General features: G+C 45.3%; 23 protein-coding genes, 3 tRNA genes and 1 pseudogene. 4 read left to right on the forward strand and 23 right to left on the reverse strand.

The genetic code is table 11. The annotated features are described in order from the left end of the window. Positions 1-19: 19 nt before the first annotated feature. Positions 20-397, reverse strand: a complete 378-nt coding sequence (locus ABGU93_RS04685; protein WP_347412332.1) for a prepilin-type N-terminal cleavage/methylation domain-containing protein — start codon at positions 395-397, stop codon at positions 20-22. A 133-nt stretch (positions 398-530) separates the two neighbouring features. Further along, positions 531-1,925 (reverse strand): PLP-dependent aminotransferase family protein, encoded by a 1,395-nt coding sequence (locus ABGU93_RS04690; protein WP_347412333.1) that lies wholly within the window; start codon positions 1,923-1,925, stop codon positions 531-533. Between the two features lie 100 nt (positions 1,926-2,025). On the opposite strand from ABGU93_RS04690, the gene ABGU93_RS04695 reads away from it, so the two are divergent. After that, on the forward strand, positions 2,026-2,877 hold the full coding sequence (locus tag ABGU93_RS04695) for a pyridoxamine kinase (protein WP_347412334.1): 852 nt from the start codon (positions 2,026-2,028) through the stop codon (positions 2,875-2,877). 167 nt (positions 2,878-3,044) lie between these two features. Here ABGU93_RS04695 and ABGU93_RS04700 read toward each other — a convergent pair whose 3' ends face one another. The 15 genes and pseudogenes from ABGU93_RS04700 to prmA form a co-directional block, all read right to left on the reverse strand. Next, positions 3,045-3,734 carry a RecX family transcriptional regulator gene (locus ABGU93_RS04700; protein ID WP_347412335.1) on the reverse strand — a complete coding sequence of 230 codons (690 nt, stop codon included), beginning with the start codon at positions 3,732-3,734 and terminating at the stop codon, positions 3,045-3,047. Positions 3,735-3,788: 54 nt separating this feature from the next. Beyond that, a complete protein-coding gene (locus ABGU93_RS04705) occupies positions 3,789-4,352 on the reverse strand; it encodes a hypothetical protein (RefSeq protein WP_347412336.1) in 564 nt (187 codons plus the stop codon). Positions 4,353-4,467: 115 nt separating this feature from the next. Continuing rightward, complete coding sequence (locus tag ABGU93_RS04710; RefSeq protein WP_347412337.1) at positions 4,468-5,820, reverse strand: peptidoglycan DD-metalloendopeptidase family protein; 1,353 nt, start codon at positions 5,818-5,820, stop codon at positions 4,468-4,470. A gap of 153 nt (positions 5,821-5,973) precedes the next feature. Next, a pseudogene (locus tag ABGU93_RS04715) lies at positions 5,974-6,234 on the reverse strand (amidase domain-containing protein); the annotation flags it as partial. Positions 6,235-6,256: 22 nt separating this feature from the next. Continuing rightward, a complete protein-coding gene (locus ABGU93_RS04720) occupies positions 6,257-7,048 on the reverse strand; it encodes an amidase domain-containing protein (RefSeq protein WP_347412338.1) in 792 nt (263 codons plus the stop codon). Positions 7,049-7,136: 88 nt separating this feature from the next. After that, a tRNA-Phe gene (locus tag ABGU93_RS04725) sits at positions 7,137-7,212 on the reverse strand. A 37-nt stretch (positions 7,213-7,249) separates the two neighbouring features. Next, positions 7,250-7,326: transfer RNA gene (locus ABGU93_RS04730), tRNA-Ile, on the reverse strand. Positions 7,327-7,347: 21 nt separating this feature from the next. Beyond that, a tRNA-Pro gene (locus ABGU93_RS04735) sits at positions 7,348-7,424 on the reverse strand. A gap of 188 nt (positions 7,425-7,612) precedes the next feature. After that, positions 7,613-10,003: a cation-translocating P-type ATPase gene (locus ABGU93_RS04740; RefSeq protein WP_347412339.1), complete on the reverse strand. Its 2,391-nt coding sequence runs from the start codon at positions 10,001-10,003 to the stop codon at positions 7,613-7,615. Between the two features lie 159 nt (positions 10,004-10,162). Continuing rightward, on the reverse strand, positions 10,163-10,606 hold the full coding sequence (locus tag ABGU93_RS04745) for a GatB/YqeY domain-containing protein (RefSeq protein ID WP_347412340.1): 444 nt from the start codon (positions 10,604-10,606) through the stop codon (positions 10,163-10,165). Between the two features lie 11 nt (positions 10,607-10,617). Beyond that, positions 10,618-10,800, reverse strand: coding sequence for a 30S ribosomal protein S21 (gene rpsU, locus ABGU93_RS04750; protein WP_013379247.1), 183 nt, complete (start codon positions 10,798-10,800; stop codon positions 10,618-10,620). Positions 10,801-10,906: 106 nt separating this feature from the next. After that, positions 10,907-11,251: a histidine triad nucleotide-binding protein gene (locus ABGU93_RS04755; protein ID WP_347412341.1), complete on the reverse strand. Its 345-nt coding sequence runs from the start codon at positions 11,249-11,251 to the stop codon at positions 10,907-10,909. A 9-nt stretch (positions 11,252-11,260) separates the two neighbouring features. Continuing rightward, the gene (gene mtaB / locus ABGU93_RS04760; RefSeq protein WP_347412342.1) at positions 11,261-12,595 is read right to left on the reverse strand and encodes a tRNA (N(6)-L-threonylcarbamoyladenosine(37)-C(2))-methylthiotransferase MtaB; all 1,335 of its coding nucleotides are present in this window, start codon (positions 12,593-12,595) and stop codon (positions 11,261-11,263) included. A 16-nt stretch (positions 12,596-12,611) separates the two neighbouring features. Then, positions 12,612-13,358 carry a 16S rRNA (uracil(1498)-N(3))-methyltransferase gene (locus tag ABGU93_RS04765; protein WP_347412343.1) on the reverse strand — a complete coding sequence of 249 codons (747 nt, stop codon included), beginning with the start codon at positions 13,356-13,358 and terminating at the stop codon, positions 12,612-12,614. A 1-nt stretch (position 13,359) separates the two neighbouring features. After that, on the reverse strand, positions 13,360-14,298 hold the full coding sequence (gene prmA, locus ABGU93_RS04770) for a 50S ribosomal protein L11 methyltransferase (RefSeq protein WP_347412344.1): 939 nt from the start codon (positions 14,296-14,298) through the stop codon (positions 13,360-13,362). A 344-nt stretch (positions 14,299-14,642) separates the two neighbouring features. Here prmA and ABGU93_RS04775 point away from each other — a divergent pair, with 344 nt between their 5' ends. From ABGU93_RS04775 to ABGU93_RS04785, 3 genes are read left to right on the forward strand one after another with little or no spacing between them, the layout of a single operon-like run. Continuing rightward, positions 14,643-14,993: a BMC domain-containing protein gene (locus ABGU93_RS04775; protein WP_347412345.1), complete on the forward strand. Its 351-nt coding sequence runs from the start codon at positions 14,643-14,645 to the stop codon at positions 14,991-14,993. A gap of 3 nt (positions 14,994-14,996) precedes the next feature. Then, on the forward strand, positions 14,997-15,464 hold the full coding sequence (locus ABGU93_RS04780; RefSeq protein ID WP_347412346.1) for a EutP/PduV family microcompartment system protein: 468 nt from the start codon (positions 14,997-14,999) through the stop codon (positions 15,462-15,464). 33 nt (positions 15,465-15,497) lie between these two features. Then, a complete protein-coding gene (locus tag ABGU93_RS04785) occupies positions 15,498-16,754 on the forward strand; it encodes a phosphotransferase (protein ID WP_347412347.1) in 1,257 nt (418 codons plus the stop codon). Positions 16,755-16,830: 76 nt separating this feature from the next. Here ABGU93_RS04785 and ABGU93_RS04790 read toward each other — a convergent pair whose 3' ends face one another. From ABGU93_RS04790 to hrcA, 6 genes are all read right to left on the reverse strand, one after another. After that, positions 16,831-17,265 (reverse strand): Rrf2 family transcriptional regulator, encoded by a 435-nt coding sequence (locus tag ABGU93_RS04790; protein WP_347412348.1) that lies wholly within the window; start codon positions 17,263-17,265, stop codon positions 16,831-16,833. After that, a complete protein-coding gene (gene cysK, locus ABGU93_RS04795; RefSeq protein WP_347412349.1) occupies positions 17,262-18,194 on the reverse strand; it encodes a cysteine synthase A in 933 nt (310 codons plus the stop codon). Before cysK ends, ABGU93_RS04790 begins: the two co-directional genes overlap by 4 nt. 242 nt (positions 18,195-18,436) lie before the next feature. Next, positions 18,437-19,609, reverse strand: a complete 1,173-nt coding sequence (dnaJ, locus tag ABGU93_RS04800) for a molecular chaperone DnaJ (RefSeq protein WP_347412350.1) — start codon at positions 19,607-19,609, stop codon at positions 18,437-18,439. 195 nt (positions 19,610-19,804) lie between these two features. Beyond that, positions 19,805-21,637, reverse strand: a complete 1,833-nt coding sequence (gene dnaK / locus ABGU93_RS04805; RefSeq protein ID WP_347412351.1) for a molecular chaperone DnaK — start codon at positions 21,635-21,637, stop codon at positions 19,805-19,807. Between the two features lie 123 nt (positions 21,638-21,760). Next, positions 21,761-22,324, reverse strand: a complete 564-nt coding sequence (gene grpE / locus ABGU93_RS04810) for a nucleotide exchange factor GrpE (protein ID WP_347412352.1) — start codon at positions 22,322-22,324, stop codon at positions 21,761-21,763. A gap of 8 nt (positions 22,325-22,332) precedes the next feature. Further along, on the reverse strand, positions 22,333-23,367 hold the full coding sequence (hrcA, locus tag ABGU93_RS04815; protein WP_347412353.1) for a heat-inducible transcriptional repressor HrcA: 1,035 nt from the start codon (positions 23,365-23,367) through the stop codon (positions 22,333-22,335). Positions 23,368-23,370: the final 3 nt, after the last annotated feature.

Here is a 23,370-nt window from a genome sequence, read left to right on the forward strand (position 1 = left end):
AGCTCTTCATCCCGACGGACTAGGGTGTTAAACTGATCTTTTTTGTCCCGGCATCATAACTGAAGGTTTTTCCCTCACTAACTGGCTTGATTTCCGAATTTTTTAAATAGCCGACCGTATACAATTCAGTAACCAATTCATCAAAAGTATCCACATCTGCATCCATTTTCCCTTTTTCGGCCGCATACAGTTCAATGGCACTTTCAACAATGCGGATATTGGCCAGATCGGTATTTTTCTGAGAATTTGTGAGCACGTCGGTAAACCGTGGAATCGCCAAAGCCGCCAGGGCACCTAATATAGCGATCACCACAATTATTTCCATCAATGTAAAACCACGAACATTATGCCGTCCGCTAATCTTTATTATGTCGATAGGTTTGCATTTATTTCCCACTTTCAGTCTCCCATCTCTTTTTTATTTGATCTTACCACGCTTGCAAAATAAAAAAAAGAGTAAATATTCAGTTTATTTACTCTCAAGCAGACGACAAACTACCGCATCGATTAATTGTTACAACGTCTATCGATCAGAGCTCCCAGGCTGCTTTTAAAATTCCGATACCACTGTAAATCTGTTCCTCAGTCAACGAACCATACCCCAGCAAAACCATGCTTTTATAAGCCTCTGGCACACCATGAATAAAGTAGGGCGAAACTGGATAAACCCGGACGCCCTGAGCCAGAGCCCGGCTGTACATCGCTTCCTCGGTGAGGCCGTTATCAAGCTGCACCAACAGATGATGGCCGGCATTTTCACCCGTAATTTTGACCCGATTCCCCCACTGTTTGAGGGCATTCATTAAGACGATGCGTTTTCCTTTATAGATTTTTCGCATTTTATTGACATGTTTTTCAAAAACTCCGTTGGAGATAAAAGCCCCAATCATTTTCTGTTCCAGACTGGAAACCGGTGAACTGATCGCGTCTGCTATTTCCTGATAGGCTCTTAGTAATTCGATCGGCAGTACCATATAGCTGATTCGGAACGATGGAGCGATGGATTTTGAAAAAGTACCGATGTAAATTACCTTGCCATTATTGTCAATGCTCTGGAGCGAAGGCAGCGGCTTTTCATTGTAACGGAATTCGCTGTCGTAATCATCCTCAATAATATAAGTCTCTGCCTCCTGATTGGCAAAGTTCAACAACCGGATCCGCCGGTCAATGGGCATGCTCATCCCCAACGGGAACTGGTGAGATGGGGTCACATAAACTGCCACATCCGAATAACCTTGCATTGGTTCAATTTGAATTCCCTTTTCATCAATGTCGATAGAAATAACTGGATTCCCCATTTTTTCAAAAATATTGTAGGCTTTAAGATAAACCGGATTTTCCAGCATCACCGATTTATTCCGCCCCCAGAGCAGTCCCAAAATTTGCAGCAAATGATCTGTACCTGAGCCGATGATGATCTGCTCTTCGGTGCAGCGGACTCCCCGGGAGCGATACAGTAAATCCACCAGAGCCTTTCGCAACTCCAGCTCGCCCTGAATATCCGGCTTATTTAATAAATCGCTGTCATATTCATTAAAGGTTGATTTAAATATTTTGCGGAAGGCTTCGTACGGAAAAATACGCTGGTCGATGGCATTGGGTGAAAAATCAATTTTTATCGCTTCCACCTTTGCCGTCTTAATACTTTTTTCCTGAACCTGATCCTTTTGTGTCAATAAATAGGTGTCAATCTGGCAAACAAAATAACCTCTTTTGGGAATAGCCTCAAGGTAGCCTTCCGCCACCAACTGGCCATAGGCCGCATCCACCGTGTTCACACTGACCGCCAGATGACTGGCCAGACTCCGCTTAGAAGGGAGTTTTTCCCCATATTTCAAACCGCCCGCGGTTATTTCCTGCTTGATAAATTCATAGATTTCTACATAAAGAAAGGCACCCTTATTTTTAAATGGTATGGTAATCATCGCTTCTCCTTGTCTGAACCCATAGTTTTTAGATTAACTGACGCTTTTTACAGGTTCAATTTTAACATATAATAAGATAATTTAAAACAAGGAGATCCAAATGCAAAATAAACAAAAGCGGGTTGCCGCTATTCACGATATATCCTGCGTCGGCCGATGTTCCCTGACTGTCGCCCTGCCGATTATCTCAGCCGCCGGTTTTGATACCAGCGTCTTGCCAACCGCCGTTCTGTCTACCCATACCGGTGGTTTTGAAAACTTCACCTACCGCGATTTAACTGCTGATATCCGTCCCATTTCTGATCACTGGCAATCTCTTAATCTGGAATTTGACGCCCTATATAGCGGTTTTTTAGGCTCATTTGAACAGATTGATCTGGTTGCCAATCTCTTTGATACCTTCCAATCAGAAAAAACGTTGACTCTGGTCGATCCGGTGATGGCCGATCACGGCGAACTTTATTCTATCTATACCCAGGAAATGGCCAAAGGCATGACGAAGCTCTGTGCCAAAGCCGATATCATTGTCCCCAACCTCACCGAAGCCGCCTTCCTGCTGGATGAACCCTATGTCGGTGAGGATTATGATCAAAACTATGTGGAAGAATTGTTAGTCAAACTGTCCCAGCTGGGCTCTAAAAAAGTAGTGGTAACCGGCATTTCATTTGACCCCTCACAACTGGGAGCCGCCACCTACGACACCGCAACCAGAACCTTTGAGTATGCCTTCAATGACCGGGTCTCAGATTATTTCCACGGCACCGGTGATATTTTTGGAAGTACCCTTCTTTCCGGGTTGCTAAACGACTTTAATTTAAAAGAATCCACGCAAATTGCTGTGGATTACACCAGAGAATGTATTCTAAAAACAGTGGAACTGGGTCAGGAAAAACGCTATGGGGTCTGTTTTGAACGCGCCATTCCCTATCTGATTAAACGGTTGGGATTGTAAGAATCCTGCCAAATTATTCCGCTCTGATTTTTGTCATGTTTTTATAGTTCGGGCGGGTACAACCCGCCCCTACGATATGGTGTCATGCCTTCTTATTTTACTGCAAGCAGTATTGAGGATCACATAGATGCGTTAATAACTGGTCACCGATTTTCGCCCGATCTCTACTACTCGTCTAGCTCTTCGCGCTTGGCTTCCAGCTTTTCGTTAATCAACGCATAGGGATAGCCCCGACCCATCAGGCTCTTCTTAATCTTGAACATCAGCTCTTTTCCAACTGCCCCTTTTCTACTGTGGGCGCGCAGATATTTTTCATAATCCCGGTTTAACTTTTCACTGAGTTTCTGTTCTTCATAAGCCAATTCATCCTCACTTAATTCCTGGGGTTCTTCTTCCAAAACCTGGCTTTTGATCACCTCCAGAACCATTTCTGTGGGATAACCCATTCTTCCCAGCTTATCATACAGCTTTTTTTTCTTCTGTGCCGAAGTTTGTCCCTTTAACACCCGCAAATTCTTTTTTGCCACCATCTCACAGCATTGATATTCGTCGTCCTTTGAAAAAAGATCTTCCAGCGAAAGCAGCAACTCATCGCTGATCCCCCGTTTTTTCAAATCCTGATTCATCCGCCGGGAGCCATAGTAATTCAGATGGCGATTGTTTTCGACATAGTTTTTCAAATAAACCACATCATCAATATATCGGTATTCTCCAAGCTTTTCCATCACATCAGCGATTATTTTATCATCGATATTTTTTTTCTTCAGATATTCAATCATTTCACTGCTGGTGCGCGACTTAAACGACAGATACTTTACCGCCATGTCCATCGCTTTTTCCCGGGTAATCTCCGCCATCTCTCTTTCCTCCTAAAAAAATCACCAGCCTAAGCCGGTGATTGATCGATTTTTTTATTTTGTACGTGCTTTTAAGGCCGACAGCATGGCCGCAAAGTCCTTTGTTTCAGACAGCGGTACCATCACTTCCACGCATTTTAACTCGCTGATGTTTTTATTGCTATTGATATTCTGGTAAGCTTCAATAAGACTCTGAGCCTGATCCAATGATGTTACTGTCCCGATTTTTTGACCATCCATCAAAACAGCTGCGCCACTTACATAAAGCTCTATGCCCTTGCTGTTTAACACCTTAACGCAGGTAGCTAAATCCATGGGATTCTCCACCCGGGCCGGAATCAGTTCAAACCCATTACCTAAATGGATATTGTCGTAATTGTAACATTCCATCAGATCATTTTCAATCCGCTCAACCGCTGATTTAAAGACCCCGGAAGACTGCACGTAGCCAAGACTTTCGCCATGATAAAAAACTTCATATCCCTGAGTTTGAGCACCAACAACTCCGGCTGAAGTTACAATAAATAAAATCATGATCGTGACAATACTACTGCGCTGTCTTTTTCGCTTTCGTCGTATTCGCCGTTTTTCTCTTTCTGCCTTTACAGTCTCGTCCATTTATTTACCTCTTGTTATTATTCGTTACGTTTTTGTTACATAATGATACCACATTTATATAACTTCCGCAAGATTTTTTGCAAAAAAAGACACCGTTTTTTACGGTGTCTCAGGCTTAGATATAGTCGCCGCTGCTGATATTGAAGTAATTGCTGATCGGCTGGGCCCCATCATTGACCCGTACTTCAAAATGGACATGATTAGCGGTGGACGATCCGGTGGATCCCATTCCGCCGATCCGCTGACCCTGGGTTACGGTTTGGCCTTCCGATACATCCACCGAACTAAAGTGTCCGTAGAGGGTTGAATAGCCATTGCCGTGATCAATGATCACGCACTTGCCATAGCCGCCATACCAGCTGGACAGCGTAACTGTTCCCGATGCTGCCGCGTTGACTGAGGTTCCTTCACTGTTTAAAATATCAACCGCTGCCGCCCGATAATGGTTGCTGTAATATCCGCCATCATAGTCCCGGAGGATTTCTCCCACGCGGCCACTGGCCGGGAGAATAAACTGGGCCTGTGGGGTCTCTACAACCGGTTCCGACGCTGGGGTTTCCACCACGGGTACTTCAATTGCCGGAGCTTCCACTAGCGGTTCTGCCGGTGCTTCCACCAATGGGGGTTCGGCTGCCGGTGCTTCCACCACAGGAGCTTCGGCTATTGGCGTTTCTGCTGTCGGTGTTTCGGCTACTGAGGCTTCTGCGACCGGGGCTTCAACGATAATTTCTTCTGCCTGAACTTCCTCAATGTCGGTTTCTACCGCCGGCTCCTCAGCTGCCGGCACTTCAGCGGCGACTGCCGGGGTTTCTGTCACTGTATTTACCGGTGCTTCAGCAGTTTGGGTTGCTGCCACACTGGCGGTACCCATGACTGGTTCGAGTATCGGTTCTTCTTCAACTGCTACCTCAGTTGACGCCGTTTGAACGTTATCAGTTACGATCAACTCAGCCTCTTGTGGAGCTGCCCCAACGGTTGGCTGAACGCTGTCAACTCTGGCCACCTGAACATTAGGATCTGTATTCTTTTCCTGGGTTCTGATCGCCGTAATAACCTGAGTAACTTCTTCAGTTGTTAAAAAATCAATTGATCGGGCTGAACGTATTTCATAGTCACTGCCTTCTCTGTTTCTGCGACCACTTTTGCCTTCATTTGCATCGCTTACAGCCGCTTCCAACACGCCCAGACTGTCAACATAGCCAATACTGGTCCCCTTGTAAATAACCTCATAGGCCCGGGTTTGAGCGTCTACCACGCCGGCCCCTGTTAATACTAAAAAAGTACAGACTACCACTGCGGATCCCCGCAGTTTAAATAGTTGTCTTTTGTCTTTGTTTAAAGTTTCTCCGTGATTGACATGTTCAATCTCTACGAATTCATCATGTTCAACTTGTTGGGTCGACCAATTAAATCGGTACTTTTTTAATTTTGCTCGGATTTTTTCAAAAAAATTCTGAGTTTTTTCCATGCCTCTCCTCCTCGTTACAATTTATTTACAATTATGATACCATATGGTTTTATAATTTACAAGTAATTTGTATGTTTAATGATTTTTTTATCTACATATGGTATTCATTTCATAAATCAGGAAGAAAAGTAGTGTTACTCAAAATTGCTTCAACTATTCGCCGTCATTCCAACCCAAAACTTTAATTAATCGTAATTCCGAATAACCATAGGCACTGGCCGGGTAGTTAATGCGATCCGTCGTATTTGAATTGATCAGATAATCGGCCATATTTCCATCGCTGTCTTCAATCACATCAGTAATAATAACCGAATGGAGCCAATCCCCATTCTGTCCATATTGTAAGACATCGCCAATTGATCCGGAAAAAACATTGTCATCAACAACCGCCGCCAATCCATAACCGTCATTTTCGCTGGCATAGGTGTAAAATTCTTCAACCCCGGTCCAGGCCGGACTCCGACCCGAGTCTGATTCGTCCTAGATCGACTTCTTCGCCGTACCATTTCCATTGGGAATTATTGTCACCATCACTATCCATGGGGATTCCACCGGCCCAGAGGCACTGAGAGATGTAGTTATTGCAATTGCCACCGTAGCTATCATAAATGCCATAATCATCATTTCGAACGACTTCAATCGAATCTACCCAGGACATCGCATAGTCCACCGCCGCATCGGCATCATAGTCATTATCGGTTTCGGCGGCCCAGCTTTCCCAGTCACCTGAATTGAAGTCGCCCTTTTCCCAGGATAATTCTTCAATAACCGCTAATGCATCACTCAGCAGTTCATCGGCCACGTCCTCAGGGTCATCATAACTGTCGGCGATTGCTTCCTCCAGCATCAGAAAGCTGTCTTCTTCTTTATAGTGCTCGGTAATCACATAGCCGTCGGCTGTTTCGGTCAGATAGAAGGTGTGGGCAATCCCGGAACTGGACGAATCGACATCAGGAATAAACGCAAAATTGACGGTGTGGTCTTCCAGCAACACCACTTCCACCTCATCTGACCCTTCGTCAACACTTGTCACGGTCAGGCCGCATTGATAATCGATCATCTTTAGATCATTGCTCTGATTTTGTCGCAATTGGATCAGATAATCCATGGCACTTTGATTGATCCAGGCGTTTTCGCTGGATGGATCAGCAAATAACACGGTAATATCCGTCGATTCCAGATTTGCCATAGCCTGAGAATAAGATTCAAAAAATTCAAAAATAATCATCTTATTAGTAATGTAGCACCAAACCTTTAAAGCCCAACAAAAATTCAAAAAATAAAAAAAACAGCTCTCGCTGTCATCTTTTAAGTGGTGGTGCCCAAAGGCGGAATCGAACCACCGACACGAGGATTTTCAGTCCTCTGCTCTACCGACTGAGCTATTTGGGCATATATAATTTTTTTTTTAATTTCAAGCAAAAAAATATGGTGGGCCTTCAGGGGCTCGAACCCCGGACCTACCGGTTATGAGCCGGTTGCTCTAACCAACTGAGCTAAAGGCCCCCAAGTAATTTTTAAAAAAAATGGTCGAGGTGAGAGGATTCGAACCTCCGGCCCCATGGTCCCAAACCATGTGCGCTACCAAACTGCGCTACACCTCGATACAATACTTGACTATTATAAATGTTTTTCTACTCGCTGTCAAGGACATTTTGTCTTTTTTTCTTTCAGACACTGTTTATCTTTGACGACTTTCTTATTATAGCACGATCAAATACTCGAATGCAAGTCTTTTTTTCACAAAAGAATCAAATCTTTGATTCTTTTGTGAAAAAGGGTTTAAACCTTGCTATTTTTCCAAAACGGTGGCTTTGGCCGTGTTTTTTTCTTTTGCCCGGCGGTTCAACAGACGCTCGGCCAGATTAACCGTCCAACTGAAAATTCTAAGCAGGGGATAAATATCCAGAATGGTAATTCCCAGAACAATGAACATTGCAGGCAAAAAATCCTGGATCGGTGTCAGGAAAAACAAATCTTCCAGGAACAACACACAACATAAGAACGAAGCGGTCATCGCAAAGAATAATGCCCAGCGCTTATTATCCAGTGGCTGGCACACCCGAAAAAGAATGACTAAGCCAATCAAACCGGTGGAAATAACCGCCAGGGTTGAGATCTGCTGGTGATCCAGAGGCAGATAAGCACCGATGATCATAATCATCACCACATTGAAGACCACCGTTAAAGCCCCCGGCAGGGATTTCTTCAGGACCTTTTCCAGAAAATTTCCGGTGATCCGGTTCTTATTGGGTTCCAGGGCCAGAAAGACAGACGGTGCACCAATGGTCAGCGCACTGATCAAGGTCAATTGAATCGGCACAAAGGGATAGGCCTCATTGGCAATGATCACTATAACGGCCAGCATCAGCGAAAACATGGTCTTCACCAAAAACAGCGAGGCCGCCCGGGTAATATTATTAATGACCCGGCGCCCTTCCATCAGAACCCGGGTAAAACTGGCAAAATTGGAATCCAGCAAGACCAGCTGGGAAACCTGACGCACGGCGTCGCTGCCTTCGGCCATGGCGATACTGCAGTCAGCCTCTCGTAAAGCCAATACATCATTGACCCCATCCCCGGTCATGGCCACGGTATGGCCCTGACTTTTAAGCGATTCGATCAAAAGCCGTTTCTGTCCCGGCGTAACCCGGCCAAAAACGGAATAGGCCTGGGCGGCATTGCGAACATCCTCATCTTCGGTAAGCGTAGAGGCATCGACAAAATTGTCCCAGTCCAGCAAACCCGCCCGGTGAGCAACCTGAGATACCGTAACCGGATTGTCTCCGGAAATAACCTTGATCTCAACCCCCTGGTTTCTAAAAAACTCCAGGGTTTTCTTGGCTTCCTGACGAATTTTATCGCCCATCGGAAGGAGTGCCATGGTTCTGATATTGTCCGGCAGGCTACCATCTTCTTTAAATGGTTCCGGGGCATAACCCAACATTAAAACCCGATTGCCTTCGCTGGCATACCGTTCAACTTTTTCCTGAATTTCATCGTAGCGATCTTTTAAAATAAATTCCGGAGCCCCAATCACAAAGGTACCCTGCTCCCCAAAAAAAGCGCCACTCCACTTCCGCTCTGAGGAAAATGGAATCACCCGGTCACATTGCCATTTAGGCGCCTCGCCCTTACAGCTTTCGCTGAGAGCCCGAAAGGTGGCATTGTCATCTTTCAGATTGGCAATCAAAGCCCGGATCGCCTGAACCGGATTTTTGTCATGGCAAATGGTTTCCATTGACAAGACTTCCATATTGCCTTCGGTGATGGTGCCGGTTTTATCCAGACAGAGCATATCTACCCGGGCCAGGGTCTCAATGCAATAAAGCTCCTGAACCAGGGTCTGATGCCGTCCCAGCCGGATTACGCCGACGGCCAGGGCCACACTGGTTAAAAGCACCAGTCCCTCTGGGATCATCCCGATCAGGGCCGCTACGGTTTGGGTAACGCCCGCTTGCAGTGGCAAATCCTGAACAATCAGCTGTTTATAAAGCAGCAGCAGACCGAGCGGGACAATCACGATGCTGATGCTTTTCATAATAAAGCCCAGGGCTTTCATAATTTCCGAATTCGGTTTTTTGGCGACCTTGACGGCTTCAACCAGCTTCGAGGCATAATTTTCCAGACCCACCTGGGTCACCTGAACGGTGGCCTGTCCGGATACCACAAAGCTGCCGGAAAGCAGGGTGTCACCTTCGTATTTCATAATCGAATCCGACTCACCAGTGAGCAGGGACTCATTGACTTCCAGATCCCCTTTTACCACCTGAGAATCTGAAGGAATCTGTTTACCCGCTTTCAAGATCAAAATATCATCCAACACTATTTTTTCAAAAACGATTTCCTGAGGATTACCGTCCCGCAAAACGGTGACATGGGGTTGAGAAATGAGCGAAAGCTTATCAATGGTTTTTTTTGCCTTAATTTCCTGAACGATGCCAATAAATGTATTAATGATAACGATATTAATAAACAGCAGATTTTGAAATGACTGAACAAAAATAACCATCAACGCCAGGATGATGTTGAGAATATTAAATAAGGTTAAGCTATTATCTTTGACAATTCTGCCAATGGTTTTTGTTTTGGATTGGGGTTGGATATTAACCTTTCCGGCCGCTATCCTTTCTTCAACCTGGACTTGCGTTAGTCCAATTTCAAGGTTGATGTTATTTTCCATTTAATCCTCCCGGTAATTTATTCACTGGTGCGATTATATCACCACAATCTTAAAATACCTTGTAGCTCCCCCCAACCTACTGGGTTTTGGGTTTTTAGACAAAAAAAGAAGTCTGCCCCAGGGACAAACCTCTTTATATGTGTAGTATTATATTTTTTACTATGCCAGACTTTCTCTGACCACTTGATTAACAAGCTTTCCGTCTGCTCGACCTTTAATCTTCGGCATCAGGGCACTCATAATTTTTCCCATGTCTTTTGCGTCAACTGCGCCGGTTTCTTGAATCGTTTCAACCACAATTACTTTGATTTCATCAACCGTTAATTGTGTAGGAAGGTAGCTCTCGATAATTGTTATTTCTTCTCGAGCCTGCTGGATTAAATCGTCTCTTTGAGCTTTCTCAAACTCGGCCAGGCCATCCCGACGTTGTTTGAGCTGTTTTGCAATAATTTCAAGAATCTGGTCATCTTCCAGTTCCACTTTCTGATCCTTCTCGACTTGTAAAATAGCCGCCCGAATCATGGTAATGGTAGATTTCTTAACCTTATCCTTTTCCTTCATTGCTGTTTTTAAGTCAGCCTGTAATTGATCCTTTAATGCCAATTGGTCACATCCTATCTTTTTTTCATCTTTCTTTTTCTAGCTGCTTCTGATTTTCTTTTTCGCTTTACGCTTGGCTTTTCATAATGCTCTCTTTTGCGAATTTCAGACATAACCCCAGCCATTGCTGTTTTTCTTTTAAAACGTCGCAATGCACTTTCGAGTGTTTCATTTTCTTTGATTTTTACTTCAGACATTTTCAACCCCCCCCTCTAATCCGTTGCTAATTTCCGGTACTGTTAATCAACATGGTATGAGTCAAACTATATTATACGCATTATTTCTATTGCTGTCAATTATTTTTCAACCGGGAGGCCATAATAATGGTCGGCCGCCTAATAAATGGTAGTGAAGATGAGGTACCGTTTGATTTCCGTCCTTGCCGCAATTATTCACCAGCCGAAAACCGGTTTCGGCAATCCCTGTTTTAAGGGCAATCCGATTGGCCACTGTGTGTAAATGACAGATAATATCATTACCAGCCGGCACCGATAACAGTGAATCAAAATGTTCTTTGGGAATGATGATCACATGGACCGGGGCCTGCGGCGCAATATCATTAAAGGCGATGACCAGGTCATCTTCATAAACCACATCGGCGGGAATTTCCTTATTGACGATCTTACAAAAAATACAGTCTTGGGACATATCTTCCTCCTAAATTATAGAATCTCCGATTAACTTGTCAGCATATCGATTACTATATGATACCCTAACGCTGATGATTCTGCCATTGATTTTTTCCTCGGTCTCGAGAAAAACCGGCACATAGTTTTTGGTATGGCCTTCATAACCGGCCGCATCCTGGGTTGCTTCAAAAAGAACCTCAGCAATCAGGCCATCGTTTTTTTTGATAAAGGCCAGCTCCAATTCCCGAGACAATTCACTGAGCTCATGGCTGCGGGAATTTTTAAGGGTTTCATCGATCTGATCAGGAAACGCTGCCGCTTTGGTTCCGGATCGCCGGGAATATTTAAATACGTGAATCTGGTAAAAGCCGACCGCCCTGGCAAAGTCCAGAGTCTCCTGAAATTCCGCAGCGGTTTCGCCGGGGAAGCCTACCATAATATCGGTGGTGATGGCAGCCAATGGGAAAACTTCCCGGATCTGGCTGACAATTTCCCGATATTCAGCCGTGGTATAACGGCGACCCATCCGTTTCAGGACCGTATCACTGCCGCTTTGCAGGGACAGGTGAAAATGGGGACAAAAGCTTTCCAGCACGGCCAGCCGCTTAAGCCGCTCAGGTGTAATAAATTTCGGTTCCATCGATCCCAGTCGGATCCGTTTGAGCTTTTCAATCCCATCGAGGGCTTCGATCAGGTCAATCAGGTCCTTTTTATGCACATCGTCGGTCCCCGATTGATCCACCCCGTAAGAGGCAATGTGAATACCGGAAAGAATTACTTCCTGATAGCCGATCTCAACCACCCGGTTCACCTCGTCAATGATCTGTTGCTGGTTACGGCTTCTGACCGGGCCTCTGGCAAAGGGGACAATACAATAGGTACAGAACTGATTGCAGCCTTCCTGGATTTTAATAAAGGCCCGGGTTTTACCCTTGACCTCGGAAATCATCAGCGGTTCAAAAATCTTTTCATCCATAATGTCTGAGACAAAATCCCGCTGGCTGAGATCCTGAAGGTGGGCATCAATATAGGCCAGGATATCGCCCCGATTTTTAGTGCCAATCATCAGATCCACTTCGGCTATTTTTTCGACCTCGTCCGGTGCCACCTGCACGTAACAGCCCACGGCACAGATAATCGCATTGGGGTTGATCCGCTTGGCTTTTCGCATCATTTTCCGGGATTTTTGATCACCCAGATGGGTCACGGTGCAGGTATTGATGACATAAACATCGGCAACCTCAGAAAAATCCACAATGGTATAACCTGCTGTCTCAAAAATCTCCATCATGGCTTCGCTGTCATAGGTGTTGACCTTACAGCCCAGGGTCATAAACCCGACTTTTCTTTGCGCATTATTCATACTTCTTGTCTACACCTCACTTCCAGAAATTCAATTGGCTGAGCACCACCATGCCCGCGGTTTCCGTTCTTAAGATCCGCTGGCCCAGGGTTACGCTAACCACCCCGGCGGCTTTGCAGGCCGTCACTTCCTGGGGATCAAAGCCCCCTTCGGGACCAATGATCACGCCAATTTTTAACGGTTTATCAGCGCTCTGGCTATTTTCAAATGCTTCAAGCGCCGCTTTCAGCGTCAGCATGTTTTCGTCCTCATAAGCTAAAATCATCAAATCGTAATCATCAACTTGCTTCAGAATTTCTTTTAAGGTTTGCGGTAGCCGGATCGCCGGGATCATTCCCCGCTTGGACTGCTTAGCCGCCTCATAGGCGATTCGCTGCCAGCGTTCGATTTTTTTATCCTGTTTATCTTTGATCTGGGAAATCGCCCGCAGCGAAGAAAAAGGTACCACCTCATAAACGCCCAGTTCCACGGCTTTCTGAATAATTACTTCCATTTTGGTGCCCTTGGGCAAACCCTGAAAAAGCGTAATGACCAGTTCCGGCGTTTCGCCCCGGGATGGGTATTGCTTGATAATTTTACCGGAAACCGCCTGATCTCCGGGGCTGTTCAAGGCCACCTGATAGTCAGTGCCCCGGCCATCACAAACCTCGATCACGTCATCTTTACCCAACCGCAGGACTTTGGTGATGTGTTTAAAATCCTCCCCGGAAATAACAATCGCTGCTTCGGCAATCTGATCGGGTTCCACAAAAAATCGATGCATATTAGTCCCTCTTCTGGGCGACCACCCCAACCCATTCGCCCATTTGCTGAACAAAAACAATCTTGAAGTTTTCTGCTTCCAGGGCATTGAGCACATCCGCCAGCCGATCGATAATGATTCCTGACGAAATAAAAATCCCATTTTCTTTCAGGTAGGGTTTGATAATGCCTGACAGCTCCACGATGGCGGCTGCCAGAATATTGGCCACAATGACATCGGCTTTTTCATCGATGACATCCAGCAGGTTTCCTTCGCGGATTTCTACCATCCCATCCAAATCGTTGAGCTCGGCGTTTTCCCGAGCGATTTTTACTGCCAGGGTGTCAAAATCCACCGCGACCACTTTTTTCGCCTTCAGTTTTCCGGCAATCAATGACAGCACTCCGGTCCCGCAACCGATATCCAGCACGACATCGCCGGGTTTGATATACTCTTCCAGCTTAATGGCACAGAGTTGGGTGGTTTCGTGGGTTCCGGTACCAAAGGCCATCCCGGGATCAATATTAATGACAATCTCGTCATCGACCGGAACGTAATCTTCCCAGGTCGGTTTGATGACAATGCTTTTGCCAACCTTGGTGGGCTTGTAAAACTTTTTCCAGGAGTTGGCCCAGTCTTCCTCTTCCACTTCCGTAATCATCATCTCACAGGCGCCGGGATCAAGACCAAAGGAGGGCAGCATTTTCACTGAGGTAATCAGTTTATGCACCGCTTCTTCCGTATCTTCCACCTCGCTGAAATATCCCCGGACAATTGAAACATTGGGATCTAATTCGAGAAGTGATTCATCCACAAAATTAACCTTGGGATCTTGTTGAATTAAAAGTGCATCCTGCAATGTCTGAATGGCCACACCATCCGCCCCCGCTTCATAAAAAGCATTGACCACCGCTTCCTCAGCTTCCAATGTTGTTGTGATTTGAACTTCTTTCCAAAGCATTCCCTTACCTCCAGTTTAATCGTTGTGGTATTATACCACTTTTTCCGCATGTTTAACAATTGATCATTATAACTCATCTTGCTTATAAAAGAAATGTTTTTTTCACTTCTTTGTCTTAATTAAGTACCGACAATTGTTACATCATGTTGTCTGCCTCAAGGCGAACACGGCGTAGCCTGTACGAATTGCGCGCAGACAACAGATTAACAATTGGTCGGTACGGCACAGGTACAGAAATTTTTTGCCGGCTTTCTGTAAAATATCGTTAATGGATGTAACGGGTTCCAGATTAATGCTATAATAAATTTAATTAACATCAAAATACACATAGAAAAGGTGACAAGATGGAAACTGAAAAGAAAAAACGCTCCATTCAAGAATACGTTCCTGGCAAGCAGGTAACCCTGGCCCATATTATTGCTAAACCCAAAACCGACATTTATATTAAGCTGGGCCTGGACGACGAAACCGCCGATGCCATTGGTATTTTAACCATCACCCCCAGCGAAGCCGCCATTATCGCCGCTGACGCCGCCACCAAAGCCGCCCCGGTCGAAATCGGATTTCTGGACCGTTTCAGTGGTTCCCTGGTAATCACCGGTCGGGTCTCTGATGTGAAAGCTGCCGTCACCGAAATCCTCAATACACTAAACCATATTTTAGGATTCGATATTCCTAAAATCACCTACTCATAATAGATGGCCAGCAATAAAAAACGGGTGGCCTTGATCGGAAAAATCGGCAGCGGAAAAACCACCTTGATGCAACGACTAAACGAAGAAGAGCTCAAATATTCCAAAACTCAGATGGTCAGTTACTATGACGATTTTATTGATACCCCGGGGGAGTTTATCGAACTCCCGTTTTTTTCACGTCAGGCTATCAATATTACCATGGATGCCGGACTGGTGATCCTGGTCAATTCCTGTGTAGATCCCCAAAACGCCGTTCCGCCCAACTTCGTCCACACCTATAACATCCCCTCCATTGGCGTGATCACCAAAACCGATCTGGGAGACTGCAATATTAAACGTAGCCGCAATCTGCTGATTTATGCCGGCATCAATCCCAAACACATCTATGTGGTCAGCTCCTATTCCGGCGAAGGCATCGCGGAGCTGGAAGCCGCAATCCATCATTTTATGGATCCCCACCGCAATAAATAAATTTTAGAGACTATAAATTAAGGAAGTGAAAAAATGACCTATGACAGCTATGGCAATTTAACAGTGGCAGGTGTTGCCGACTACCTTAAAGAAAAAGCGATCTTTCCCGCCGACGCCAACCTGACCGTGGTGGATTTACATGCGGTTAAAGAAAGCATCGAGGGCTTTGTTAATTTAATCTACCACGTTTATGACCAGTCCGGAAAATCCGTGGTCATGAAACAGATGCTCTCAATGCCCCGGTTTCGCATCGAGGATGAAAAAAATAATACCGTAGAGGACAGCAATCGTAGTGAATGGACCCTCGATCTGGGCCGGATGCGTTCTGAAATAGCCACCCTCATTTTCTGGAACTCGGTATATCCTGGCATCAGTCCCGAGATTTATCTTTTTGACGAACCCAACCGGATCATCGTCATGGAAGATTTAATGGATTTAAGTTTGCTCCGCTTTGAACTCTGCCGGATGGTCAAACACGGACATTTCACCGATAAGATTGGCGCGTTTTTTGCCCGCAATCTTTTTTATTCATCCAATTTACATCTCACCAATTATAAAAAATCCGAGGTTGAACGGTTTTTCGTCAATCCCGAATATACCGCCCTGGTGCCATTCCTTTTCCATGAAAACATCGGCGTTTCCTGGGAACGGGAAATGATTCCCGGCACCGCTGAAAAAAGAGCCGAGCTGGTGGATAACCCCCAGATTAAGGCCGAATTTAAGCGGCTGGAAAATAAATTTATGAACGATAAGGAATGCCTGATCCATACCGACCTGCACAGTTCCAACATCATGATCAGCGCTGATGACGTGCGCATCATTGATGGTGAATTTGCCGGTTTCGGACCGCTGGCCCAGGATTTTGGCCGACTCACCGCCAGCCTGACCCTGAACTATATTTCCTGGTTTGGCGATAACACCCGCACCGCCGCCGAAAAAGCCGATTTCCAGGCCTACCTGCTGGACACCATCACCGACCTGTACACGACCTTTCAAAACGAATTCCGCCAGCTGGTAGAAGCCCATCGAGAAGAAAGCTACAGCCTGAAAACCCTGAATGTCGATGCCTATCTCATCGATCAGCTGCAGAATGCGCTGTCTTATACCGGGATCAATGTGATGTCCCGACTGGCCAACCGCGGCATCTGTTACGATTTCCTGCGACTCCCGGAAGCAAACCGACTGGTGCCCGCGCTCCTGGGAATGGAGATTTCCAAAGAGCTATTGCAAAACCATGGAAACTATACCAACATCAGCGACTATACCCAGTTACTGAAAAAACTGGGTTAATCATTAACAACAAAAAAAGCCCGACGGTTTCACAAAAAAGTGAAGCTATCGGGCTTTTTGTTATTAATCGGTGGTATTAAATAAAATACTCGCAGGTACCCTTTTCATTATAAGACTTGACCAGATCAGCCAGGGTGATATTATCCACCACATTTTCAACCGCATCTTTAATCTGGCGCCAGACATCAACGGTAACACAACGGTCCGCCCGGTCACAACAGCCCGGCTCATCCAAACAGGCTACCGGGGATAATTCGCCTTCCATCAGCCGTAAAATCATCCCGACCGTATATTCTTCCGGCGGATTCGCCAGTTGGTAGCCCCCCTGTGATCCCCGAACGCTCCTTACAAAGCCGGCCCGGGAAATCTGAGTGATGATCTGCTCCAGATATTTTTCGGAAATCTCCTGACGCTCCGCAATCCGTTTGATGGGAATGTATTCCCCGGTATTGTTAATCGCCAGGTCCAACATCAGGCGCAGGGCATATCGTCCTTTTGTTGATATTTTCATGATGTGTATAACCCCGTTGACAGGTAGCGTTCGCCGGTATCTGGCAGCAACACCACGATGGTCTTTCCTTTATTCTCAGGTCGTTTTGCCAGTTCCGTGGCCGCATAAAGTGCCGCGCCCGACGAGATCCCCACCAGCAATCCTTCTTTTTGGGCAATATTCTTTGAAGTCTTAAAGGCATTGTCGTTGCTGACGGTAATAATTTCATCATAAACAGCCGTATTTAATACCCCCGGTACAAAACCGGCCCCAATTCCCTGAATCTTATGGGGTCCCGGGCTACCGCCGGAAAGCACCGGCGAAGCGGCGGGTTCCACCGCCACAATCTGAACCCCGGGTTTCTTTTCTTTAAGCATTTCGCCTACTCCGGTAATGGTACCGCCGGTGCCAATGCCGGCAACAAAAATATCTACTTCGCCATCGGTATCGTTCCAGATTTCAACAGCTGTGGTTTGACGGTGAATTTCCGGATTGGCGGGATTTTCAAACTGCTGGGGAATAAAAGCATTAGGAACCGTTTCAGCCAGTTCACTAGCTTTGGCAATGGCGCCCTTCATCCCGGTTGCTCCTGGTGTCAGCACCAGCTCCGCCCCCAGGGCCGATAACAGATTACGACGTTCCATACTCATGGTTTCCGGCATCGTTAAAATCAGACGATAGCCTTTGGCAGCGGCCACAAATGCCAGGCCGACCCCGGTGTTGCCACTGGTTGGTTCAATAATCACGGTCCCTTCTTTAATCAGCCCAGCTTTTTCGCCCGCTTCAATCATCGCAAACCCGACACGATCCTTCACTGATGATAAGGGATTAAAATATTCCAGCTTAGCTACAACTTTTGCTTCCAGATCCAGGCTTTTTTCGTAGTTCGATAATTCCAGCAGGGGTGTATTTCCAATTAAATCGGTTAGACTTTTTGCTATTTTAGCCATTTTCCTACCTCATTTCTATTTTTGTTTTTTAATCCATATTATTTCGATATGTTTTTATGATTTCATTATATGCCGCTACCTTTTCTTTGTCAACAAAAAAATGCCGGATTTCTCCGGCATTTAAAACTTCAGGTAAAACACTAAATTAGTACCGACAATTGTTACATCATGTTGTCCGCATCAAAGCTGACAACAGATTAACAATGGGTCGGTACGGTAGTTTATTGACAACCTAAAAATGATCAGGCGTCTTTTTTAGGATGACTTTCCTTTTCCTCTGCCTCTACCCGAGACCAGAAACGCTTTCCTTCCGGATGGGCATCTTCACCCGCCAACTTGGCATATTCATTCAAGGCCTGACGCTGTTCGCGGTTAAGTTTACGCGGCACTTCCACCTTGATGGTGATAAACTGATCGCCCCGGCCACGGCCATTGACATTGGGTATCCCTTTTCCTTTTAATCGGAAAACCTTGCCGTTTTGCGTTCCTTCCGGAATCTTCAGTTTGATCTTGCTGTCAATGGTGGGCACCACAATGCTGTCACCCAGAGCTGCCTGGGCATAGGTGATGGGCAGTTCATAGTAAACATCATCGTCGCTGCGTTTAAATAACGGATCTTCCCGGACGCTGATATAAACCAGCAGATCTCCGGTACTGCCATGATTTGGCCCGGCATTACCCTGACCGCGAAGTGGTAAAATCGAGCCGTCATAGACGCCGGCCGGGATTTTAATATTGATGGTTCGTTCCTTGGATTCAAGGCCGGAGCCATGACAGGTGTGACAGGGTTTATCAATGATTTTTCCTTCGCCATGGCACTTGTCACAGGTATGAACCTGTTGAACCGTACCAAATGGTGTCTGCTGCCGGACATAAACCTGACCAGAGCCGCCGCATTGATCACAGGTTTTTGAAGTTGAACCTTTTTCGGCACCAGAGCCGCCACAGCTATCGCACTCTTCGTTACGTTTGATTTTAATTTTCTTTTCCACGCCGAAAACAGCTTCATGGAAGGACAGATTGATACTGATCTTCATATCCGAGCCACGATTGGAACGTCGACCGCCCCGACCGCCACTAAATCCGCCGCCACCGCCAAAGGCGCTGAAAATATCCCCAAAGATATCCTCAAAACCGCCAAAGCCACCGCCGCCGTAACTGCCCCCACCGTAACCACCGGCATTGGGGTCAACGCCAGCATGACCATATTGATCATAGCGGGCTTTTTTATCGGCATCGCTTAAAATTTCATAGGCTTCATTGGCTTCCTTGAATTTTTCTTCAGCAGCGCTATCCCCCGGATTCTTATCCGGATGGAATTCCATGGCCTTTTTTCGATACGCTTTTTTTATTTCATCCGGGCTGGAATCTTTACCGACCCCCAGCACCTCATAGTAATCTCTTTTTTCACTCATAAATCTATCTCACCTCTTTTGAATCCTAAAACCAACTAAACAACTATTTATTATACCTTTTTGAAGCAAAGAGTTAAAGCCTTTTTTCGTGGAGACAATGAGCCAAATGTGAGCAAACTCCCACATGGCGACTGCCTCCACGAAAAAGAGTGGCAGCCTTGGCTGCCACTGGTTTTTGCCGGTTACAGGCAAATCTTACTCTTTTACTTCCTCATATTCAGCATCCACAACATCATCGTCATCATTACCCTGATCACCAGCTGCTTGCTCATCAGGTGCCTGTTGAGCCGCTGCTTCTTCATACATTTTCTGAGCCAATGGATAAACCGCTTCATTCAGCTCTTCAGTCGCTTTGGTAATGGCTTCCACATCGTCTCCTTCACTGGCTGTTCGGAGGTTAGTGATGGCTGCTTCAACCTTCGCTTTTTCATCATCAGAAACTTTGTCTTCCATTTCTTTTAATGACTGCTCGGTTTGATAAATCGTAGTATCGGCAATATTTTTTGCTTCGATTAAAGCTTTAACTTTTTTATCTTCTTCAGCATGTTGTTCAGCTTCTTTTACTGCTTTTTCAATTTCATCATCGCTCATATGTGTCGTAGATTTAATGACTACATTCTGAGATTTTCCAGTTCCCATATCTTTGGCAGATACATTAACGATACCATTAGCATCAATATCAAAGGTTACTTCGATTTGGGGAATCCCACGACGCGCTGCTGGAATACCGGTTAGTTGGAAACGGCCCAATGTTTTGTTATCCTTGGACATTTCTCGTTCACCCTGTAAAACATGGATGTCAACCGCGGTTTGGTTGTCCGCTGCAGTGGAGAAGGTCTGGCTTTTCTTGGTCGGGATGGTGGTATTACGATCGATTAATCGGGTGAACACTCCACCTAAGGTTTCGATTCCCAGTGATAATGGGGTGACGTCAAGCAGTAATACATCATGAACTTCGCCGGCTAATACACCCGCCTGAATGGCGGCACCAATGGCAACACATTCATCAGGGTTAATGCCTTTATAAGCCTCTTCACCAGTAATGTTTTTAACCGCATCCTGTACCGCTGGGGTTCTGGTGGAACCACCAACCAGGATAACCTTATCCAATTCATTTTTAGAAAGACCAGCATCCTTCATCGCTTTTTCAACTGGTCCAATGGTGTTTTTGACCAGATCAGAAGTCAGTTCATCAAATTTAGCTCGGGTCAGTGATAATTCCAAATGCTGTGGACCCTCTGCGGTGGCAGTAATAAATGGTAAGTTAATCTCTGATTTCATAACCGTTGATAATTCAATTTTGGCTTTTTCAGCGGCTTCTTTAAGTCGCTGCAGGGCCATTTTATCATTTTTAAGATCAAGTCCGTGGGTTTTCTTAAACTCTGCGGCCATCCAATCGATGATTTTCTGGTCAAAGTCATCACCACCCAGGTGGTTATTCCCATTGGTTGATTTAACTTCGAAAACGCCATCGCCAAGTTCCAGGATGGATACATCAAAGGTTCCGCCCCCAAGGTCATAAACCATGATTTTGTCATTGGCATCTTTATCCAAACCATAAGCTAAAGCAGCGGCAGTTGGTTCGTTGATAATTCTTAAAACTTCCAGACCGGCAATCCGGCCAGCATCTTTTGTCGCTTGTCTTTGCGCATCACTGAAGTAGGCTGGTACGGTAATAACCGCTTTGTTGACGGTTTCGCCCAAATAAGCTTCGGCATCTGCTTTCAATTTTTGCAGAATCATTGCTGAAATTTCCTGGGGTGTATAACTTTTATCATCTATTGTTACTTTGCGATCAGTACCCATGTCTCGTTTGATTGAGGAAATGGTGCGATCCGGATTAGTTACAGCCTGTCGTTTGGCAACCTGTCCAACCAGACGTTCTCCATCTTTGGCAAACGCGACAACCGATGGTGTGGTTCTGTTTCCTTCTGCGTTAGGGATAACAACGGCTTCACCGCCTTCTAAAACGGCTACACAAGAGTTTGTGGTTCCTAAGTCAATCCCGATAATTTTTTCTTTACTCATATCTATTTCCTCCTGAAATGTTTACTATTTTATTAAAATGAAAACTCTTCTGTTGGTTTACCAACTGAATTTTCAACTTTAGACTAATTTGTATTTGTTTGTGCACTTTTTATTACTGTCATTTTATTTACTACAAACCTTGACCATGGCTGGTCGGATGACCTTGCCCTTGAATTTGTAGCCCTTCTGGAATACGTCAATGATCTCCTGGTCTTCCTTTTCGTCATCCTCACCCACGGCAACCCCATGGTGGAGATTGGGATCAAAGGGTCCCTCGCAGATAATTTCTTCAAGACCTTCTTCTTTAAGCACATCCTTAAGCTGTTTAAAGACCATTTCCAGTCCATCAAGATAGCCCTTGGCTTCTTCGCTGGCGTCCGTTAATGCGGCTTCAGCCCGTTCCAGATTGTCCATCACCGGCAATAGCTTGGTGGCAAAGTTTTCTGATGCATACTGAAACATTTCTGTTTTTTCTTTCTGACTTCGCTTTTTGAAATTCTCAAAATCTGCCTGAAGTCGAACCAGACGATTCAAGATGGCCTCATCCTCCTTTACAATCTCCTTTAAAACTTCATCCGGAGATACTTCTTCGACGTTTTCGTCAGTCGATGCTTCGTCATTTACCGTTTCTGTTTCTTCTACAACTGCTTCATCAGTTTCTGTTTTGATTTCCTCTTCTTTTATCATTTAATCACCTATTTCATTAATAAATTTGAGATATGTAAATTTAACTCATTACGAATATAATTGAGAACCGACGACACATTGTCGTAGTTCATCCGGGTCGGTCCGATAACTCCAAAGGCGCCCATCATTTCACCATCCAGTTCATAAGTGGAGGTGATGATGCTGAAATCCTTAAGGTTTTCATTGTCATTTTCACTGCCGATTTTGATGCGGATGATCTGGTTCCCATCCTTAGATGTCATCATTTCTGATAACACCTGCTTTTCCTGAACAATATTGATCAATTGCTTAATCTTATTGACATCGCTGAACTCCGGATAATTAAATAAATTGGTCAATCCGGTGGAATGAACTTCCGAGGCATCCTCCATTAACGCTTTTTTAAGATGAGGAATAATCTCATGAACCAGCTTACTTTCCGCTGGTGACAATTCCTGAATCTGATCAATCAGATCCGAACTCATATCACTGAGAACGGTGTTTTTCAGGAATCCGTTGATCACGTTAGAAAGTTTCAGGGCCAGGATGGTGTCAACCTCCTGGGAAAGGGTTACCTCAATATTTTTGGCCATCCCCTCCTGAGTCACTACTACCATAAGTACCCTGTTTTTAATTAAAGAAACAATCTGGACATGCTTACAGTTAAAATTTGTAACCCGAGGTGCCAGAACCACCGCTGTATAGTTGGTTAACTGAGATAGAACCTGAGCGGTATGTGACATCGTCGGCCCCAGTTCGGTATTGTGATCCAAAAAGCCCCGATGAATATCCGTCCGGATCATTTTCTCAAGTTTTTGGATCTCCATGATTTCATCCACATAATAGCGATAAGCCTGCTGAGTTGGAATCCGTCCCGAAGAGGTATGCGGTTGAACCAGAAAACCTAATTCTTCAAGATCCGCCATTTCATTTCGGATGGTAGCCGGGCTGATGCCCAGATTACATCGTTTAGAAAGGGTTCGCGAACCAACCGGCTCGGCTGTATTGATATAATCACGGATGATCACTTCCAATATTTTCTTTTTGCGTGTGTTAAGTTCCATGAT

Source organism: Acetobacterium sp. (genome assembly GCF_039830195.1).
GTDB lineage: Bacteria > Bacillota > Clostridia > Eubacteriales > Eubacteriaceae > Acetobacterium.

Bases quoted from the DNA above. Each gene is read 5' to 3' on its own strand.
- ABGU93_RS04690 (WP_347412333.1), bottom strand. From the start codon at position 1,925: ATGATTACCATACCATTTAAAAATAAGGGTGCCTTTCTTTATGTAGAA.
- hrcA (WP_347412353.1), bottom strand. From the start codon at position 23,367: ATGGAACTTAACACACGCAAAAAGAAAATATTGGAAGTGATCATCCGT.
- ABGU93_RS04785 (WP_347412347.1), top strand. From the start codon at position 15,498: ATGACCTATGACAGCTATGGCAATTTAACAGTGGCAGGTGTTGCCGAC.
- mtaB (WP_347412342.1), bottom strand. From the start codon at position 12,595: ATGAATAATGCGCAAAGAAAAGTCGGGTTTATGACCCTGGGCTGTAAG.
- cysK (WP_347412349.1), bottom strand. From the start codon at position 18,194: ATGGCTAAAATAGCAAAAAGTCTAACCGATTTAATTGGAAATACACCC.
- dnaJ (WP_347412350.1), bottom strand. From the start codon at position 19,609: ATGAGTGAAAAAAGAGATTACTATGAGGTGCTGGGGGTCGGTAAAGAT.
- ABGU93_RS04740 (WP_347412339.1), bottom strand. From the start codon at position 10,003: ATGGAAAATAACATCAACCTTGAAATTGGACTAACGCAAGTCCAGGTT.
- ABGU93_RS04755 (WP_347412341.1), bottom strand. From the start codon at position 11,251: ATGTCCCAAGACTGTATTTTTTGTAAGATCGTCAATAAGGAAATTCCC.
- rpsU (WP_013379247.1), bottom strand. From the start codon at position 10,800: ATGTCTGAAGTAAAAATCAAAGAAAATGAAACACTCGAAAGTGCATTG.
- ABGU93_RS04765 (WP_347412343.1), bottom strand. From the start codon at position 13,358: ATGCATCGATTTTTTGTGGAACCCGATCAGATTGCCGAAGCAGCGATT.
- ABGU93_RS04790 (WP_347412348.1), bottom strand. From the start codon at position 17,265: ATGAAAATATCAACAAAAGGACGATATGCCCTGCGCCTGATGTTGGAC.
- ABGU93_RS04705 (WP_347412336.1), bottom strand. From the start codon at position 4,352: ATGGACGAGACTGTAAAGGCAGAAAGAGAAAAACGGCGAATACGACGA.
- ABGU93_RS04775 (WP_347412345.1), top strand. From the start codon at position 14,643: ATGGAAACTGAAAAGAAAAAACGCTCCATTCAAGAATACGTTCCTGGC.
- ABGU93_RS04780 (WP_347412346.1), top strand. From the start codon at position 14,997: ATGGCCAGCAATAAAAAACGGGTGGCCTTGATCGGAAAAATCGGCAGC.
- dnaK (WP_347412351.1), bottom strand. From the start codon at position 21,637: ATGAGTAAAGAAAAAATTATCGGGATTGACTTAGGAACCACAAACTCT.
- grpE (WP_347412352.1), bottom strand. From the start codon at position 22,324: ATGATAAAAGAAGAGGAAATCAAAACAGAAACTGATGAAGCAGTTGTA.
- ABGU93_RS04720 (WP_347412338.1), bottom strand. From the start codon at position 7,048: ATGATTATTTTTGAATTTTTTGAATCTTATTCTCAGGCTATGGCAAAT.
- prmA (WP_347412344.1), bottom strand. From the start codon at position 14,298: ATGCTTTGGAAAGAAGTTCAAATCACAACAACATTGGAAGCTGAGGAA.
- ABGU93_RS04700 (WP_347412335.1), bottom strand. From the start codon at position 3,734: ATGGCGGAGATTACCCGGGAAAAAGCGATGGACATGGCGGTAAAGTAT.
- ABGU93_RS04710 (WP_347412337.1), bottom strand. From the start codon at position 5,820: ATGGAAAAAACTCAGAATTTTTTTGAAAAAATCCGAGCAAAATTAAAA.
- ABGU93_RS04695 (WP_347412334.1), top strand. From the start codon at position 2,026: ATGCAAAATAAACAAAAGCGGGTTGCCGCTATTCACGATATATCCTGC.